The following is a 16526-nucleotide window of genomic DNA, read 5'->3' on the forward strand; positions in this document are numbered from 1 at the left end:
CCTCTTTAAACCCGGCAGGCTCAAACCTGCCCGGGATCCCCCGGAGGTTCAATGGCCTGTTTTTTCACATCCTCTGCCCTGGGCCAGGCCCGGATGACAGCCTGGACCAGGGTTGCCAGAGGAATGGCGAAAAAAACGCCCCAGAAACCCCAGAGACCTCCAAAAACAAATATGGCCGCAACAATCCCCACTGGATGGATGTTTACCACCTCGCCAAGAAGAAGTGGTGCAAGGACATTGCCGTCAAGGGCCTGTATGATGGCATAAGCTACTAGAATCCATACAAATTCTGAACCAAATCCCCATTGGAAATAAGCCACCAGGGCAATGGGAACCGTGACCACCGCAGCCCCGATATAAGGAATAAGCACGGACAGTCCTACTGCAAGGCTCAGCAGAACAGAATATTGCAGCCCGAAAAAAGAAAACACTGCAAAGGTTGCCCCCCAGACAATAATGATCTCCCAGGTCTTGCCGCGGATATAGTTGGAAATCTGGCGGTTAACGTCTTCCCAGACTTGAACAGCCAGGGAGCGTTCCCGGGGCAGGAACCTCGTAAACCAGGCCAGAAGCATCTCCTTGTCTTTTAGAAAGAAAAAAACCAGCAGGGGGACAATGATCAGATACACAAGTATGGTGATAAGCCCCACCACCGATGCCACGGAAATACTCAGTATCTGCTGGCCCAGCTGGGCCACTTCCGTACGCAGGGCAGAAATGACCTCCTGAATCTGTTCCTGGGAAACCAGGTGCGGATATCTTTCAGGCAGCTGCAGAAGGTGCATCTGGGCCTCGGAGATCATTGAGGGCAGCTGTTGCACCAGCTGGGTCACCTGCTTGATGAGCATAGGCACCAGCCAGAAAAAGCTGAAAAACATAATGAGCATGAACCCGAGAAAAACCAGGATAACCGCCAGCAGCCTGGGGATCCCGTATTTGGTCATCATCTTGACCATACCGTCCAGAAGGTACGCAATAACTAAGCCGGCGAAGAAAGGCAGAAGCATCTGGCCGAAAAAATAAACGACTCCGAAAAAAAACAGGAGCAGACCAACCAGGATCACAACCTGCTGGTTTCCAAAATGTCGTTTAAACCACTCTGCTATAAGGTGCATTCTTTTCCGGCCTTAAAAACGGGGATCAAACCCGGACAAATATCGCATGCAACACGTCCAATTCGCACCATTAACCTGTTCGCGCCCTGAATGCAACCAGCTGCATCAAACGATGCGTGCTAATCTTTTATTCTGCCCAGCAGCCAGGCCATGTTTTTACCCAGGTTGTACATGGTCTGCCTGCCTTCATCGTCTTTCTCCACTTCCCCGGGGTGCAGCCCAAGGCCATTATTCCAGTAACTGGACCCGGGAATAATCATCTGGTTTATCAGAAAAAAATGATTGATGGAGTTGAAAACGTGTATGGCCCCGGACCTGCGTACCGCCACCACAGCTGCCCCCACCTTGCGGGCCAGCATATCGCCGTTGGCTTTGGACACCAGGCCTGCGCGGTCTATAAGGGACTTGATATTGGTACTTACATTGGCGAAATATGTAGGAGAACCAAGTATTATCCCGTCTGCATCCAGCATTTTGTCGATGTACTGATTGAGCATGTCGTCTTTGACGGAACAATGCCTGTCCTGGTTCTTGAAACATTTGGAACAGGCGATACAGCCCTGGATATGGCTGCCGCCCAGTTGAATGTGCTCGGTGGTGATGTTTTCCTGCTCCAGGGTATTTAAGACCATCCGGACAAGTCCGGCTGTGTTGCCGTCTTTGCGGGCACTGCCGTTAAACGCCACTACATGCATAACATTCTCCTCTAACTCTTGTTTTTTTATGAATAACCACTATCCAGCTGCTCGCAGGTTCCATCCCGGAACGAGCCCGGGTGAGGCCCTGGCAGCCGGCAAAAAACTTTTTACTCACGTACCCTGAAAAGGTAAGGATACTGGCAACAATCAAAGAAAATATCAAGGCTGGGGTAAGCACCAGAGCATCTCCTGCCCGGACCGTAAAGCATACCTTTTCCGTAACCATTCAGTGCCGGAATCGGCCTGGGGACAGTCCCGCACTTATTTTTCCAGCGCCAAAAGCTGAAAATGGTTCATCAGGAAAAAAATAAGTGCGGGACAGTCCCCAGGCCTTTTGCCAGTTATCAACATCGAGGACCCCCTGAATGGTTACCCTTTTTCTACCCGGAGATAAATTCAAACACCTGGTCCAGACCTGTATGTCTGGGAGGAATAAGATAGTTTTCCGGGGCATCTGGATAGACACGGAAAAAGGGATAGTCCCCTGGAGACCAGTTTTCCGGCCAGGACCGGGGAAGCTCAGGCACGCTGTATTCCTTGAATTCCCTGTCCGGGTTGTCCCTGGCGATTTTTCCCTTGAGCCTGCGTACACCCTCTACCGGGAATGTCGAATGGCAGGCGCTGCACACAAACCACTGGCTTTCTACATGAGGAAGCATCCTCCTGGCCCTTTCGGTCATCATCTTCAAAAGACCAATAAGACGTCTGTTTTCAATGTCCATGGGGTGCACCAGATCGGCCTTGGCTGCAACAAAAGCAACACGGTTCAAGCTTTTTTGCCAGAATTTCAGATACCGCAAAAGCATTGTCCCCAGATCAGAGCTGGGTCTCATTACCTCGAAGAGATCCAGCAGGATCTGGCGGTTGTCATTGTAGCGCCCCACCCCTCCGGCAAGCAGAGACGGTATATCCACAAGCACCACCAGTGAACCGGCCCTGGAAATCTTGTCAAAAACCGGCAGGGCTACCTGCTTTCTGTATATTTTATATTCCACTGCCAATTGTCTGGCCAGCTCCGGATTGTCCCGGCGGGCCTTTTCAGGCAGTGGTGCAAACTGGCGGTTTTCAGCCAGGCCTGCAATCCTGCGGGAAGCAATCTCTTCCACGCTGCCGGGTTCAGCAGTACTGCCATGCTGGTCCAGTAAAAAGACCGAGGGAGTGACAAGGGGCTTGTAGTCCAGGATAAGCCGGGCCAGGGTCTCCCGGTATAGAGACAGAAGTATGTCCAGATCCAGCTGTTCCCTGCGGATATACTCAAGATATGGACCGGCCGCCCTGGCGTAGTCATGATGACGGGAAAAGTGGGACAAAATGTGATCCGACCACTGCCCGTAGTCGTTAAAAGCCGCAACAGCCGCATCAGATATACGTTCACCGGGGAAGTCAAAAAAAGACATCTTCTGGGCATGCAGCATCCAGTCCGAACGTTTGAACTGACATACAAACTCGGAACAGTCGGTGGTCTTTTCCGGCCAGTCGCCCCGGGCCAAGTCCTCGCGAAAGGTGGAATGAGGAAAATAAGGGGGCCATTTCTCCCTGCCGGAAAGCTCCCTGAAATCGGAGATGTCCACTCCCCTGCCCACATGGAACTGCCCCTGGCCGAACTCCATGAGATGAGAAATGAGCGAGGTCAGAAAAACAGTCTTGCCGCCCCCGGCTATGCCCGTAACCACAACCCTGTTGTGCTGTCTCAAGTTAAGCACGTTGCGCATCAAGCTTTTCATTTTGTCTGGACATCCTCTGAAAAAAATATTATCCCCCCGGGTACAGCACCTTTTGGCAGATATAGCCCCGATAGGCAAGGGTTCATATACAGGTAACAGTGCCATGCCTGCAAAAAAGAGTTAACCTCTCAACTTCACGATGCACCTGCAAAAAGTCAGGCAATTAAGAATTCAGCAGCCAACAATCTACATAACGCTTTGTTTTTACTGATCTCTGACTTTTCTGACTGCAAAAATAACTTTTTGCAGTCACATCTCACCTGTCTCCTGACCACTTTTGTCCCGGACATCCTCCTCATTAAAAAATATTTGACAGTTATCCAACCGTCGGATAAAAAACAGTATCATTTTTTCACACAACCATTCCATTACTGTATCTTTTTAAATACCTGATGCTCCAGGTATATAATAAAAATATATAATTTAATGAACATGCCGGCATTCAATTTTAGCACACCCTCACTTGTCAGCATTTTGCAACAATCTAACCACTTACAATTAAAGAAGATGGCAGTTACCGCAGCCGCTTTGTTATATTTTTGCGAAATAATAATCAAAAAAATGCTGTGAGAGTCAGTCCCATGCCACATGCAAATGTCTAAACAGTTAAATCATTTTTGTTTATAGATTTTGTTCTTAGTCTGCTTTAGGTTGTGTGTTTATCTTTTACTTTATGGAGGTATCGATGAAAAGGAGTGGATTTTTTTTATGCCTGCTGTTAGGTGTTTTTATGTTCATGAGTATGTTTGCATCTTCGCTGCATGCTAAAAAACTTACTGTTGCAGTGGACACAGCATTTGTACCATTTGAATTCAGAGACTCTGACACAGGTGAATATGTAGGTTTTGATATTGATCTCTGGGATGCTATTGCTGATAGACTTGGCGTAGAATATGAACTGCAGCCCATGGACTTTTCCGGCATTGTTCCGGCATTGCAGACAGGCAGTGTAGATGCCGCTCTGGCAGGAATTACCATTACTGCAGAACGTGAAAAGGTTGTAGATTTTTCACATCCTTACTACGACAGTGGCTTAAGCATTATGGTCATGAAGGACAATGACGAAATTCAGGGACCTGAAGACATAGAGGGCAGGACAATTGCTGTGCGTACCGGGACCACCAGCGCAGACCATGCTCCCAGGCTCAACCCGGCAGACATTGTCCAGTTCCCCAATATCGAAGCTGCATACATGGAAGTACGCGCCGGCAGGGTGGACGCAGCCATGCATGACACCCCCAATGTTTTGTACTATATCCAGACTGCTGGTGACGACCAGGTCAAGGCTGTGGGACCCCGCATGCAGTCCCAGTCCTACGGCATCGGATTTCCATTGGGCAGCGAACTGCGAAACGATGTTAATGTCGCCTTTCTGGAGCTGGTAGACTCTGGTGAATACGCCGAGATATACAAAAAATGGTTCGGTGAAGCCCCCAACCCCAGATAACATAGAGCCCCGCAGGTTAAATCGTAAGCATTCAGGAGGTAGTCAATTGTAGTCCCCGCGTAACCATTCAGGGGGTTCCTCGGTGGTGATTACTTGCACAAGGCCTTGGGGACTGTCCCGCACTTATTTTTCTAACGCTCACATCTGTAAATTGTTCATCAGAAAAAAATAAGTGCGGGACTGTCCCCGGGCCGTTTGAGGCATCCCCTGAATGGTTACGTTAAATCTCCTGCGGGGCTTTCCCCTCACCGGTTTCTTATAGAGTTTCCCTTTCATTTTAATACCACTTTTACCTTATGGTTGACTTATGGATTTTCAATACGAATTCGTCCTTTCCACTCTCCCGCAATTGATGCAGGGAGTCAAGCTGACCATCCACATAACCGTTTACGGTCTTCTGGGTGGTATGGCGCTTGGAGTTCTTACCGGCCTTATCCTGGCTTACAGGATACCTGTTATCAATTATGCCGGTGCCATTTATGTATGGATTGTCAGGGGTACGCCCATTGTTGTCCAGGCCATGTTCGTCTATTTCGCCCTGCCCCTGGCCATGGGCATACGAATGACCGGGGTATATGCAGCCATTCTGGTTCTGGCCATCAACGCCGGGGCCTATATTGCGGAAATCGTCAGGGGAGCGGTTCTGTCCATAAATAAAGGTTATGTTGATGCCGGTCTGGCCCTGGGACTGTCCAGGTTTCAGGTAACCCGGTACATTGTAGGCCCGCTGGCCTTTCGCAGGATGATTCCTCCTCTGGGCAACCAGTTTATTATCGGACTCAAGGATACTTCCCTGTTTATAGTTATAGGAGTCGGAGAACTGACCCGCCAGGGGCAGGAAATTATGGCTTCATCTTTCAGGGCCCTGGAAGTCTGGACCGCAGTGGCCATTATTTATCTCGTGTTGACAACTGTTCTGGCGCTTTCACTTCGCTGGCTCGAACGGAGAATGAAGATCATATGAAAATCGTAGAATGCAGAAAGGTGTGCAAGAGCTTTGGAGACTCCCAGGTCCTGCACGATATCGACCTGTCCATAAATTCCGGGGAAGTAGTGGTCGTTTTGGGCCCCTCAGGCTCCGGCAAATCCACCCTGCTTCGATGCATCAACGTCCTGGAGACCATTACATCCGGCGATCTGCTGGTGGATGGTAAAAGCGTGGTGGATCCCGGGACCGATCTTCGACACATACGCCAGGAAGCAGGCATGGTCTTTCAGCAGTTCAACCTTTTTCCCCAGATGACCGCCCTGGAAAATGTGGCCTTTGGTCCAAGAAAAGTCAGGGGTACTGATAAAAAGGAGGCCAATGACCAGGCCATGGAACTGTTGACCAAGGTGGGCCTGGCAGAAAGAGCCCATTATCATCCCTCGCAGCTTTCCGGCGGTCAACAGCAGCGGGTGGCCATTGCCAGGGCACTGGCAGTAAAACCCAAGCTCATGCTCTTTGACGAGCCAACCTCCGCTTTGGACCCGGAACTCAAAGGTGAAGTTCTATCGGTGATGCGCTCCCTTGCTGAAGAAGGCATGACCATGATAGTAGTATCCCACGAGATTCGTTTTGCCCTGAATGTAGGCAACCGGCTTATATTTATGGACAACGGAAGTGTCGTACATGACGGGGATCCCAAAGAACTGTATGAAAATCCCCCCACAGAACGCTTGCGGGATTTTCTGCATGCTATCCAGTAAAAACAGCTTTTACACTGGCTGAGCTTTTTAATTCAGGTTTACATTTTAACAGCATGGGCAGCTGCATGCTCATCCGTATTAAACTTGAGTTTGCGCAATGAGGCCGACATTGTAAAGGGTGCTTATTTACACTATCAAATCCAGGGAGATATCATGAGTGAACAAAGAGATGCTTTTGTACAAAAACTAAAAGCCAAAATCGACGAGTGGAACGCTGAAATTGATCGTCTGAACGCCAAGGCTGAACAGGTTGGGGCAGAAGCGAAAATGGAATACCTGCAGCAGGTGGAGGAAATAAAAAAACACCGCGATGATGCTCTGCAGAAAATGGAACAACTCCAGGAAGCTGGGGAAGGTGCCTGGGAGGACATGAAGTCAGGGGTGGAAATGGCTGTTGACTCCATGGTCCAGGCCGCAAAATCCGCCAGGGAACGCTTCAAGTAAATCAGGCGGTCAGCAAATATTAAGGTGAGAAGCTGATTAACGAACCACCCCCGACCCCTCCTTAGCCAAGGAGGGGAGCAGATCGAGGCATGGCTGCACTCTGTAGCAGGCAGTTAACTGTATGCGAAATCAAAACCTCCAGATAAAGATGCAAAGCACAAAAAAACTGTCCATACTGATGCAGACCGCAAAGAGACTTTCCTCAGCAAATATCGAACTTATCCCCCTGTGTAAATCCAAGCCGCGGTGCAGCTCCCCTCCTTAGCCAAGGAGGAGCCGGGGGTGCTTGTATGGCAGACTACTTTTTCCCGGGTCCTTCCCTGTAAGCTTTTTCAAACTCCTCCTTGGCTCTGGAGAAACTTTTTTTCCAGGTGGCCCAGGATTTTTCCATGCCCTGCTTCAGGTCCTCCCAGCCGGATTCGCCCGAGTCCTGCACAGCAGCAAGCTTGCCTTCGAGTTCTTTCAGTTTTTTGCGCAAGTCCAGCATCTGCTGCTGATACTCTTCCTTGAGTCCACCTTCGGCCTGGGCGGCTTCATCGGTCAATTTGTCCAGGTCCTTGTTCAATTCGTCCATCTTGGCCTTGAGCCTGCTGATATATTCTTCCTTATTTTCGTCCATCCAACTTCCTCCTTATTTCCTGTCCGAATAGTCATTACATATCAGGTCACCTCTTGGCCTGGCAAGCATGGTGCACCTGCAAAGCCGACTCTTTGCTGGAGCATCCACCATGGCCGGCGCTGCTTTATGGATTGCAATCTATTTTAATTTTATCATTTTACAACCATGAGTACATGGTATTCTGCTTGACAAACAAAGGTATGCGCTTAAAATAAGAAACGCATTTACTTAAGTAATGGTAAAGTTTTATAATATCCGAATTTATTAAACTCTGCCAAAAAAGCCGGCAATACTTGGGTGTACCTGATTGAACAAGACAAGTAAATTTCATGTAATTGAAAACCAGTGGATTTCCATGAGCGACGGCTGCAGGATAGCAGCCAAGATATGGCTGCCTGAATCAGCCGGAAAAAACCCCGTACCAGCCATCCTGGAGTACATCCCTTACAGAAAAAGAGATATCAAGGCCAGGCGTGATTCCCAGATACACGGTTTTTTTGCCGGACACGGCTACGCCTGTATCCGGGCCGACCTGCGTGGAAGTGGCGATTCGGAAGGAGTTCTCAGGGATGAATACCTGAAACAGGAACTCGACGACGGGCTGGAAATTCTCAGCTGGATTGCTTCTCAGCCCTGGTGCAATGGCCGCATTGGCATGATGGGTATTTCCTGGGGCGGCTTCAATGCCCTGCAGATCGCCGCAATGCAGCCTCCTCAGCTCAAAGCCGTGATCTCGGTCTGTTCCTCGGACGACAGGTATGCCGACGACATCCACTACATGGGCGGCTGCCTGCTTACGGACCAGCTCTCCTGGGCCTCCACCATGTTCGCCTACAACTCCTGTCCTCCTGACCCGCAGATAGCCGGAGAAAACTGGAAAGACAGGTGGATGGAAAGGCTGGAGGGTAGCGGACTGTGGCTTAAAAACTGGCTGGGCCACCAGAAGAAGGACTCCTACTGGAAACACGCATCCATATGTCAAGATTACAGTTCTATCAAGATACCTGTATTCGCAGTCAGCGGCTGGGCTGACGGCTATTCCAACCCTGTCTTCAGGCTGCTTGAGAACCTTTCATCTCCGGTCAAGGGCCTTGTGGGACCATGGGGACACAAATACCCGCACATGGTCGAACTGGGTCCGGAAATCGATTTTCCCGGGGAATGCCTCAGGTGGTGGGACAAATGGCTGAAAGGCGTTGAAACCAGCATCATGGACGAACCACCACTGCGGGTCTGGATGCAGGATACAGTTTCTCCCCTGGTTTCCGAAAGGCCCGGGAGATGGGTGGCTGAAGAAAAATGGCCCTCACCAGACATCGAAAACCTTGAACTGTGCATCACCTCTTACGGGCTGGAAACTCAGCCCGGCATGAATAACCGCGACCGCTGCATGGAGATACAAAGCCCTTTGAGTGTGGGTCTCTTCGGTGGCAAATGGTGCTCTTACTCTGAATCCACCGACCTGCCCTGGGACCAGCGCGAAGAAGACGGCGGAGCCCTGGTCTTCGAGACACCCCCTCTCGAAAAAAGGACCGAGATCCTGGGCAGACCCGTAGCCCTGCTGGAGCTGTCCTCAAATAAGCCCCAGGCCATGGTGGCTGTCAGGCTCTCGGACATTGGCAACGACGGCAGAGGAACCAGGGTAACCTTCGGCCTGCTGAACCTGACCCACAGAAAAAGCCATGAAAACCCGGAAGAGCTTGTGCCGGATCAGCGATACCAGGTTCAAGTCCCCATGAATTTTATAGCCCAGAGCTTTCCCGCCGGACACAGGATCAGGCTGTCGGTCTCCACTTCCTACTGGCCTGTGGCCTGGCCCTCTCCGGAACCGGTGAAAATAGCCCTTTATCCGGGCAGCTCCAGACTGGTCCTGCCTGCAAGAAAGCCCTCAAAACTGGATCAGACCCTTGTCCCTTTTGATCCTCCGCCTGCCCTGGAGGGCATAAAGACAACCCTGCTGGTGCCGGCAAAAAGGGAATGGACCGTGACGCACAACCTGGCCGACAATACAGTCAAGGTAAACGTAATCAACAACGACCCCAAAATACTACTGGAACCCATCAACCTCGCCATACAGAAGGATGTCCACGAAGCTTTCTCCTACTCCAGCAACAACTACGATACAGTGCGGGGAGAGGTGGTTTCCAGGAGAAGCTTTCAAAGAGACGGTCTGGAAATGTCAACCATAACCAGGACGGTACTGACCTCCACCAGAACACATTTTAAAATCACAGCCACTCTGGACGCTTTTGAGGGAGACGCCAGGATCTTCAGCAAAAGCTGGGATGAAGACATACCCAGGGAACTGGTTTAGACTCTCAGAGCACTTGGCCTGATAGTAACCATTCAGGGGATGCCTCAATCGGCCTGGGGACAGTCCCCGCGACACCTTTTCTGCACAAATGCAAAAATTACAGACGCGAAGTTTTGTGAACGTGCACAGTTAGTACTTAGCGGGGGACAGTCCCCAAGCCTGGTGCCAGCAATCAATACCAAGGACCCCCTGAATGGTTACGCCTGATACGCCTGCAAAAAGTCAGGCACTTAAAATCCAGAAAAAAACAATTCTATAACTCTTTGTTTTAACTGCCTGTCACGTCTGTGGCGTGATGAAATAACTCCTTGGAGTTCCCGAAAAGATTTCACCAGGGATTCCTGTCACCTGTTTCCTGACTCGATGCACCTGCAAAAAGTCGGGTATCGCGACCTGTCAATGCGGCAACAGCAAAGTAGCAAGGGGCTGGTAGTAATATACGGCCAGCTTTTTGCCGGCCCTGGTCAGGGCCACGTAAAGCAGGTTGCGCCCGGCTGGTGTATCCGGGTAGGCTTTTTGATGCGGGTTCCAGATGATTACCCCTGAAAATTCCAGCCCCTTGACCTGATGGACGTTGGTAACCAGGATGCCCGGCTTGAAACTGGGCTCCTGGGTCTGCAGCCTGGCCCCGGGTATGCCCTGCAAGGCCTTGATTACGGTCAGGGCTTCCTTTTTGTAGCGACAGATCACTGCAAAAAGACCTCCGGGTTCAGAGCGGACAATATTTTCCATGCCCCGCCTGAGAGATTGCAGTGCGGATTGTTCGTCAGGGAAGGAGTGAAATTTGGGCTCCGGACCCTCGTGGGCGATACGGCCGGGGTTGTACCCGGACACCTGAGAGGCCAGCTTCATGATCTGGGCGGTGGAGCGGTAGCTGACGCTGAGTTCCCCGGACAGGAGGTTATTTTTCTTGAGATCAAGCTGAAAGGCATCGAAGCCGCCGGAATCCACGAAATCCAGGATCTTTTGCTTCCTGTCGGCGCATACGGTCATGCTCCGGGAACTGGACGAAGCCATGGACAAGGCCTTAAGTTCAGTCAGGGAAAGGTCCTGGGCCTCGTCCACCAGGACATGGTCATACCATCCAAGCACACCGGGAATGCAGCTTTCTTTATTTCTCTGGCCGGCCAGATAAAGAAGAATCCCGGCATCATCAAAGGAAAGAGCCTTTCTCGTGCCTGTAAGGATATTTTCTCCCTCCCGGACAAGCTCATCCAGCCGCCTGGACTTCTTTAGGTGCTGCTGCAACAGGCTCCTGTTCTTTAGAAACATTCCCAGGTCCTGCAGATAGTCTCCGGGGAAAGGCTGTTGTTCAATGTGCGCGCAGAGCGCCTGGAAAAAAGAGGCTGATTTTTTGATGTAGCTCAGTCCCTGGCCTTCCCTGGATGAAAAATTGACCTTGATTCCCATGGCCTTGAGCGCCTTGTCCGCCCATGAGTGAAAAGTCTCCACCGGCATCCTGTCCGTAAGCAGGTCTTTTGATGTCTGGGCGATATAGTCCCGCAGGCTGCGGTTGAACATGACCACTAAGCAGCGCTGTGGCCTGAACCTGTCCGGGTAATTGTACAGAAGATAGGACAGCCGGTGCAGGGCCACGGTTGTCTTGCCTGAACCAGCCCCGCCGGTAAGGTAAAAGCAGCCCTCATGTTCCCTGGTGATCAGGGAAAACTGTTCCGGAGAGATAAGCGAGATTATATCCGTGAGCCGGTGATCCCCGGATTCCTCCTTCCTGGTAATGGAGATGTTTTCACCGTCTTCCGGTTTCCAGGAGCCGTTTCTTTTTTCTATGAATTCCCGGCCGGTCCTGATGGACAAAAGCTCTCTCTGCCTGATGCCGTAGGAGATCTTTTTCTGGATCACCCCGGTGCGCTCTTTGCCGTTTATATCTTCCTCGTATTCTTCTCCTTCTTCCCATTCGTAGTACAGGCGGGATATCCTGGCATCGCGCCAGTCAATCACCACCTGGGCCTGGGTGCGCACGTCGGCAAGGCCCTGTTTACCGAAGAGGTAATGTCTACGCCCGATTTTGGCATCGTCGTCTTTTATGACCAGTCCGGCCAGGTAGGGTGCATCCGGGTACTCGAATGCAGGATTGAATCTGGATGGATCAAGGGGTGCTCGCTGCCTGATCTCTCTGGTCAGACGGTCTTTTTCCAGGGAGGATTGAGACTTGAGTCTTTCTTCCTCCAGCTGTTTTACTTCTTCAGCAAACTCAGATGCTTTTTCCAGCCGGCTCCGGGCATATATGTCAGCTATGCGGCAGACATCCTGCAATCGATCTTCTTCTGCCTTGATGAAATTATCGTCCATGTATCCATGATAATAATGTAATGATTATTTTGCAAACCGCAGGCAGGGCCTTATTTGGGTGTGCCAGCAAGAAATCGTTTTGCGGGAGAAGACTGTGGATGTGTTTAAACAGTCGTTTAAATAATTGGGGGTTTGCAGATAAACACCATTGATTCTGCATACCTTGGATCTGCCTGCATGGATGCGGCAATGCCCATAAGCAGGTGGCACAGGCGTTGCTGTCTGAAACAGTCAGCAGGCATTGTCAGCATTTTTGGGGTCCATGGCCTGCAAGAAATATATTTACTGTTACTTTTGGGTAGAAACTGTCAATTTTAAGCCCTTCAGACTATTGCTGCAAGAAAGGAGCAGATATGAGCAAACTCAAAGGTTCTTTCCTTCCTGAAGGATTTTTTATCCGGGACTGGTCTGTATGGACCGGAGGAGTTCTTCTGGCTTTGCTGGCCCTGGGCGTTTTCGTCTGGCATGACATGTGGGGGATAACAGCCGGATTCCGCAACTGGGGGGACTGGTTTTTCTACGGTGTCGGGCTTTACCCGGAACGCCCCGAGAAAGTCTGGCTGCATCCAGGGTCCATAACCAATGCCGGTCTGCTGGCAGGGGCCGTGGCGGCTGCGTTTTTATCCGGCCGGATCAGGTTGAGGCGCTCTTCATGGTACGGGTATGTCAAAAGCCTCACAGGAGGGACTTTGATGGGGATCGGCGCTGCTCTGGCTGCAGGGTGCAATGTCGGCGGCTTTTACAATGCAACCGCCATGTTTTCCCTGGGTGGATACGCCATGCTGCCGGGACTGATCCTTGGCGGTTACCTGGGGGTACGATTTCTGCGCTGGGAGCTTTATAATATTGCAACAAGGCTCAGGGCACAGTGCCCGTGCAAGACAGAGGGCAAGTCGGACAATGCGCCGGAGCAGGTTTCATCTCTGGGCGTCCTGGCGGGATGGTGTTTTGTCTTTTTTCTGGCAGGGCTATTTCTATACTATCTTTTCCAGGGACATGCCCGGGAAGCAGGTCTTCTGCTCCTGGGAGCACTGATAGGCATAACTTTGCAGCGTTCAAGGCTCTGCTTTGCCCAGGCCTTCAGGGAGCCATTCATAAACGGCGATTATGCCATGGTCAAAGTCATCGCGTTTAGCCTGGTGATTTACGGTCTGGGTGCCGGCCTGCTCAAACTGGCGCTTATTCAGCCGGAGTCCGCAGGAGTGCAGCATCCTTTCTGGCTGGGCAGCTTCTCAGGGGGAGTAATTTTCGGCTTTGGCATGCTGCAGGCCGGAACCTGCGCAACAGGCACTCTGTGGCGTGCAGGCGAGGGGCATGTGCGGGTGATGCTCAGCATGCTTGCCTTTGCCGTGTTCAGCTCTCTTGGTTTTTTCCTGGTACAGAAGTTTGAGCCTGCCGGGTTCCTGGGAGAGGCTTTTTTTCTGCCTGAACTCATGGGCTGGCCCCTGTCATTTCTGTTTTTTCTGGCTGTGCCTTTGCTCTGGCTGGCCCTGGCCGCATGGAATGCAAAAACTGGCAGGATGGCCGTGTTCGGTTCACCAAGAGATGGTTAGGTGAACGCTTCTGCAAAGATTGCCTGCCATGATACGCCTGCAAACAGTCAGGCAATCAGGAATTCAGGAACGAACCAATTATATCACTCTTTGTTTTTACTGATTCCTGTCACGCGAAGACGCGTGGCAAAAAAGACTTTCTGCAGTCGCGTCTCAAAAGCGAACCTGCATAAGCTGCTTTTCATGTGAGGCCCTTAGCAAAAATTTCAAAACAACATTGGGCAGCTGATTTCTGATGCCCTGTCTGCTACTTGGTATGGGATTACGGGCACGGTATTAATTCCCCTCCATACTTCTTAAGGCCGGGGGTGGTTGCATGAAATCCCATCCTTTTTCGGAATTTGCCCCCAGGGGACCTCTTTTTTCGCGCAGGGCCGTGTAAAAAGCCTGGTGGCTTACCACTGGGCATTTCCCAGCACCCCGTGTGCCATGCGGATATGTCCCACATCCTGCCATGAAAGCCCGAGCAGCTTTGCCCCGGCCGCATCCACGGCCACGGGATCAAAACCGGCCAGTATTCTGTTTACCGGCGGGGAACACTCTGCACCGCCCAGATGATACTGAGCCAGGCCCACCCTGGCATCCACAATGGACAGGTCCGGTTTGCGGTAACAGTTGAGATCAAATATGCTGCGCTGCATCCGGCTGTGAAAATAAGATTTTTTCCAGCTGCCACCCTGCTGATAGTGCTTTGGCGGAGCCAGCCCCATGAGGTTTTTCATGGCCAGGGTAACCCCGGCCAGGGAATGGCGCTTTAAAACCGGCACGGATATGAGCATCCCGGAAAAAATCCTTTTGGGCAGATATATTTCCGGCAGAAACTCCAACCCGGGATTACTAAGCCTTTTCAGGGGTTCATGATTCAGGTCCAGAAGCTCCACTCCAAGCTCTGCTGCAAGCCTGTCGTACCCCAGGGATTCAAAAACTTCACGGGTTTCCATTCCAGAGTCCCCGCAGCCTTCGGCAATAATTATCCTGGCCCTGGAATTTTCCCGGACATACTCAACCACCGCCCGGATCATTTCCGGATCACTGGTCACCGGAAAAGGCGAGTCATTGACCAGGTTGGGCTTTATCCAGATGAGCCTGCGCCGCCGCATGGCACTGCCGGCCCCGATACGGTCCAGACATGCCCTGACAGTGTCCTCATAGCCCCTGTATGTCTCTACTGCGACCATACTGTGTGCTTCCAACCCATCTTTTATTTGCATTATATTTTCACTCTCTGGTTACGTCTCTTTTTATTCCCGGGCTGGACAATTCCTTATTAAACCAGCCGGCAAAAAACAAGCTTCAAGAATTTTTATATAACCATCCTGTGCTTTGTGTCAGAATTTATAAAAAAAATTAAGCTGCTGGCTACTCCCGCAACCCAAAAACATTTTCTCACGCAAAGGCGCGAAGATCGCAAAGGAAGAAATTTAATCACGCCGGAGGCATGACAGGCAAAATTTCAGCATTAAGCCTAAAGTTTTCTCACGAACAGCCGATAGAGTTATCAGCATTAGTTTGTTCTGCTGTCAGGCAGATGAGTTCCGACGATTCTGACCAGATATAACCAGACCTTTTCAGGGAGGGGTATGGAATGCAGGTTTCAACGGAAAATTCCCCGACATTCGACCATGCGGGCATAAGCGGCTTTCAGTCAGCTGAACAGGGACAGTCGCATACCTGCTGCGAATCTCCATGTTCTACCTGCGGCTCCGAGACTGCATCACAAACAGATATGCAAGCCGGCAAAAGCTCCTTTGGCGCTGATATGACAGCCGGTCACATACTGCAGGGAGACAGGGCTGTTTTTTCCCATGCTCCGGAAAATCAGCAGACCCGCAAGTCAGCCTCCGGGATAAATATCTCTGCCGGGCCGGAACAAGGCGCTGGATATGGCCCTGACGCCCGGCCATTACCTGAAACTGATCACCGGGACAGGCATTCCCGGGGAAACCAGGAACATGGCCTGGAAGACAAACCCCAAAAAGATTCACCCGGCACCCAGGAAGAAGTGCAGTCCTCTCCCCGGGGCGACATTGACCATCACAGTGAAGACTATAAGCAGGGTGAAGAAGAATACAGTCTGCGAGGTGAAACAGAACTTTCGGCTGAAGAACGACAGGAACTGCAGGAACTAAGACAGCGTGACGCCGAAGTGCGCGCCCATGAACAGGCCCACATCGCAGCCGGGGGCCAGTATGTAACCGGCGGGGCCAGCTATTCCTATGAGACAGGGCCGGATGGCAGGCAGTACGCGGTTGAAGGAGAGGTCTCCATAGACTCCTCACCTGTACCCGGAGACGCTGAAAAGACCGAGGAAAAGGCCCGTACCGTGCGCCGGGCGGCCCTGGCCCCGGCAAACCCCTCCCCCCAGGATCAAAGAGTAGCTGCAGACGCCGCCAGAATGGAGGCTGAAGCCCGGACCGAGCAGCGCCAGGAAGAACGTGAAGAACAGCAGGACGCATCAGAATCCCGGCAGCCTGAAGCAGACAATTCATCTGCACCTCCCCCGCCCCCCACAATGAAGGCCGCCATCCAGGCCTACCAGTCCATGATGAACAGCTTCTAATCCCACATTGCCGGCTCCCCGGCCGGCAATGATTTTACGTTGAAATCATGTTA

General features: G+C 51.4%; 13 protein-coding genes. 7 read left to right on the forward strand and 6 right to left on the reverse strand.

Going from position 1 to position 16526, the window contains the following annotated elements:
- Window positions 1-20: 20 nt before the first annotated feature.
- From DTHIO_RS17605 to DTHIO_RS17620, 3 genes are all read right to left on the reverse strand, one after another.
- Complete coding sequence (locus tag DTHIO_RS17605; protein ID WP_008871598.1) at window positions 21-1115, reverse strand: AI-2E family transporter; 1095 nt, start codon at window positions 1113-1115, stop codon at window positions 21-23.
- Between the two features lie 119 nt (window positions 1116-1234).
- Entirely contained in the window at window positions 1235-1810 is a 576-nt protein-coding gene (locus tag DTHIO_RS17610; protein ID WP_008871599.1) for a flavodoxin family protein, read from the reverse strand.
- A gap of 383 nt (window positions 1811-2193) precedes the next feature.
- On the reverse strand, window positions 2194-3537 hold the full coding sequence (locus DTHIO_RS17620; protein WP_008871600.1) for a YcjX family protein: 1344 nt from the start codon (window positions 3535-3537) through the stop codon (window positions 2194-2196).
- Between the two features lie 736 nt (window positions 3538-4273).
- Here DTHIO_RS17620 and glnH point away from each other — a divergent pair.
- From glnH to DTHIO_RS17645, 4 genes are all read left to right on the forward strand, one after another.
- A complete protein-coding gene (gene glnH / locus DTHIO_RS17630; RefSeq protein WP_244156406.1) occupies window positions 4274-4984 on the forward strand; it encodes a glutamine ABC transporter substrate-binding protein GlnH in 711 nt (236 codons plus the stop codon).
- Between the two features lie 307 nt (window positions 4985-5291).
- Window positions 5292-5948 (forward strand): glutamine ABC transporter permease GlnP, encoded by a 657-nt coding sequence (gene glnP, locus DTHIO_RS17635; protein ID WP_008871604.1) that lies wholly within the window; start codon window positions 5292-5294, stop codon window positions 5946-5948.
- On the forward strand, window positions 5945-6673 hold the full coding sequence (gene glnQ, locus DTHIO_RS17640) for a glutamine ABC transporter ATP-binding protein GlnQ (protein ID WP_008871605.1): 729 nt from the start codon (window positions 5945-5947) through the stop codon (window positions 6671-6673). Before glnP ends, glnQ begins: the two co-directional genes overlap by 4 nt.
- A 153-nt stretch (window positions 6674-6826) precedes the next feature.
- Window positions 6827-7117 carry a sll1863 family stress response protein gene (locus DTHIO_RS17645; protein WP_008871606.1) on the forward strand — a complete coding sequence of 97 codons (291 nt, stop codon included), beginning with the start codon at window positions 6827-6829 and terminating at the stop codon, window positions 7115-7117.
- A gap of 298 nt (window positions 7118-7415) precedes the next feature.
- On the opposite strand, the gene DTHIO_RS17650 is transcribed toward DTHIO_RS17645, so the two are convergent.
- On the reverse strand, window positions 7416-7736 hold the full coding sequence (locus DTHIO_RS17650; protein WP_008871607.1) for a sll1863 family stress response protein: 321 nt from the start codon (window positions 7734-7736) through the stop codon (window positions 7416-7418).
- A 307-nt stretch (window positions 7737-8043) separates the two neighbouring features.
- On the opposite strand from DTHIO_RS17650, the gene DTHIO_RS17655 reads away from it, so the two are divergent.
- A complete protein-coding gene (locus DTHIO_RS17655) occupies window positions 8044-10050 on the forward strand; it encodes a CocE/NonD family hydrolase (protein WP_008871608.1) in 2007 nt (668 codons plus the stop codon).
- A gap of 396 nt (window positions 10051-10446) precedes the next feature.
- Here DTHIO_RS17655 and DTHIO_RS17660 read toward each other — a convergent pair whose 3' ends face one another.
- Entirely contained in the window at window positions 10447-12360 is a 1914-nt protein-coding gene (locus DTHIO_RS17660) for a UvrD-helicase domain-containing protein (RefSeq protein ID WP_008871609.1), read from the reverse strand.
- Between the two features lie 353 nt (window positions 12361-12713).
- Here DTHIO_RS17660 and DTHIO_RS17665 point away from each other — a divergent pair, with 353 nt between their 5' ends.
- Window positions 12714-13913 (forward strand): YeeE/YedE thiosulfate transporter family protein, encoded by a 1200-nt coding sequence (locus DTHIO_RS17665; RefSeq protein WP_008871610.1) that lies wholly within the window; start codon window positions 12714-12716, stop codon window positions 13911-13913.
- A 395-nt stretch (window positions 13914-14308) separates the two neighbouring features.
- Here DTHIO_RS17665 and DTHIO_RS17670 read toward each other — a convergent pair whose 3' ends face one another.
- Window positions 14309-15091 (reverse strand): DUF362 domain-containing protein, encoded by a 783-nt coding sequence (locus DTHIO_RS17670; RefSeq protein WP_144311572.1) that lies wholly within the window; start codon window positions 15089-15091, stop codon window positions 14309-14311.
- Between the two features lie 407 nt (window positions 15092-15498).
- Between DTHIO_RS17670 and DTHIO_RS20135 the strand changes: the two genes are divergently transcribed.
- Complete coding sequence (locus tag DTHIO_RS20135) at window positions 15499-16473, forward strand: putative metalloprotease CJM1_0395 family protein (RefSeq protein ID WP_008871612.1); 975 nt, start codon at window positions 15499-15501, stop codon at window positions 16471-16473.
- Window positions 16474-16526: the final 53 nt, after the last annotated feature.

It is taken from the genome of Desulfonatronospira thiodismutans ASO3-1, from assembly GCF_000174435.1.
Lineage (GTDB): Bacteria > Desulfobacterota > Desulfovibrionia > Desulfovibrionales > Desulfonatronovibrionaceae > Desulfonatronospira > Desulfonatronospira thiodismutans.

What these genes read in the sequence shown, in the direction of transcription:
- DTHIO_RS17605 (WP_008871598.1), bottom strand. Translation starts at nt 1,115, where the DNA reads ATGCACCTTATAGCAGAGTGGTTTAAACGACATTTTGGAAACCAGCAG.
- DTHIO_RS17610 (WP_008871599.1), bottom strand. Translation starts at nt 1,810, where the DNA reads ATGCATGTAGTGGCGTTTAACGGCAGTGCCCGCAAAGACGGCAACACA.
- DTHIO_RS17620 (WP_008871600.1), bottom strand. Translation starts at nt 3,537, where the DNA reads ATGAAAAGCTTGATGCGCAACGTGCTTAACTTGAGACAGCACAACAGG.
- glnH (WP_244156406.1), top strand. Translation starts at nt 4,274, where the DNA reads ATGAGTATGTTTGCATCTTCGCTGCATGCTAAAAAACTTACTGTTGCA.
- glnP (WP_008871604.1), top strand. Translation starts at nt 5,292, where the DNA reads ATGGATTTTCAATACGAATTCGTCCTTTCCACTCTCCCGCAATTGATG.
- glnQ (WP_008871605.1), top strand. Translation starts at nt 5,945, where the DNA reads ATGAAAATCGTAGAATGCAGAAAGGTGTGCAAGAGCTTTGGAGACTCC.
- DTHIO_RS17645 (WP_008871606.1), top strand. Translation starts at nt 6,827, where the DNA reads ATGAGTGAACAAAGAGATGCTTTTGTACAAAAACTAAAAGCCAAAATC.
- DTHIO_RS17650 (WP_008871607.1), bottom strand. Translation starts at nt 7,736, where the DNA reads ATGGACGAAAATAAGGAAGAATATATCAGCAGGCTCAAGGCCAAGATG.
- DTHIO_RS17660 (WP_008871609.1), bottom strand. Translation starts at nt 12,360, where the DNA reads ATGGACGATAATTTCATCAAGGCAGAAGAAGATCGATTGCAGGATGTC.
- DTHIO_RS17665 (WP_008871610.1), top strand. Translation starts at nt 12,714, where the DNA reads ATGAGCAAACTCAAAGGTTCTTTCCTTCCTGAAGGATTTTTTATCCGG.
- DTHIO_RS17670 (WP_144311572.1), bottom strand. Translation starts at nt 15,091, where the DNA reads ATGGTCGCAGTAGAGACATACAGGGGCTATGAGGACACTGTCAGGGCA.
- DTHIO_RS20135 (WP_008871612.1), top strand. Translation starts at nt 15,499, where the DNA reads ATGCAGGTTTCAACGGAAAATTCCCCGACATTCGACCATGCGGGCATA.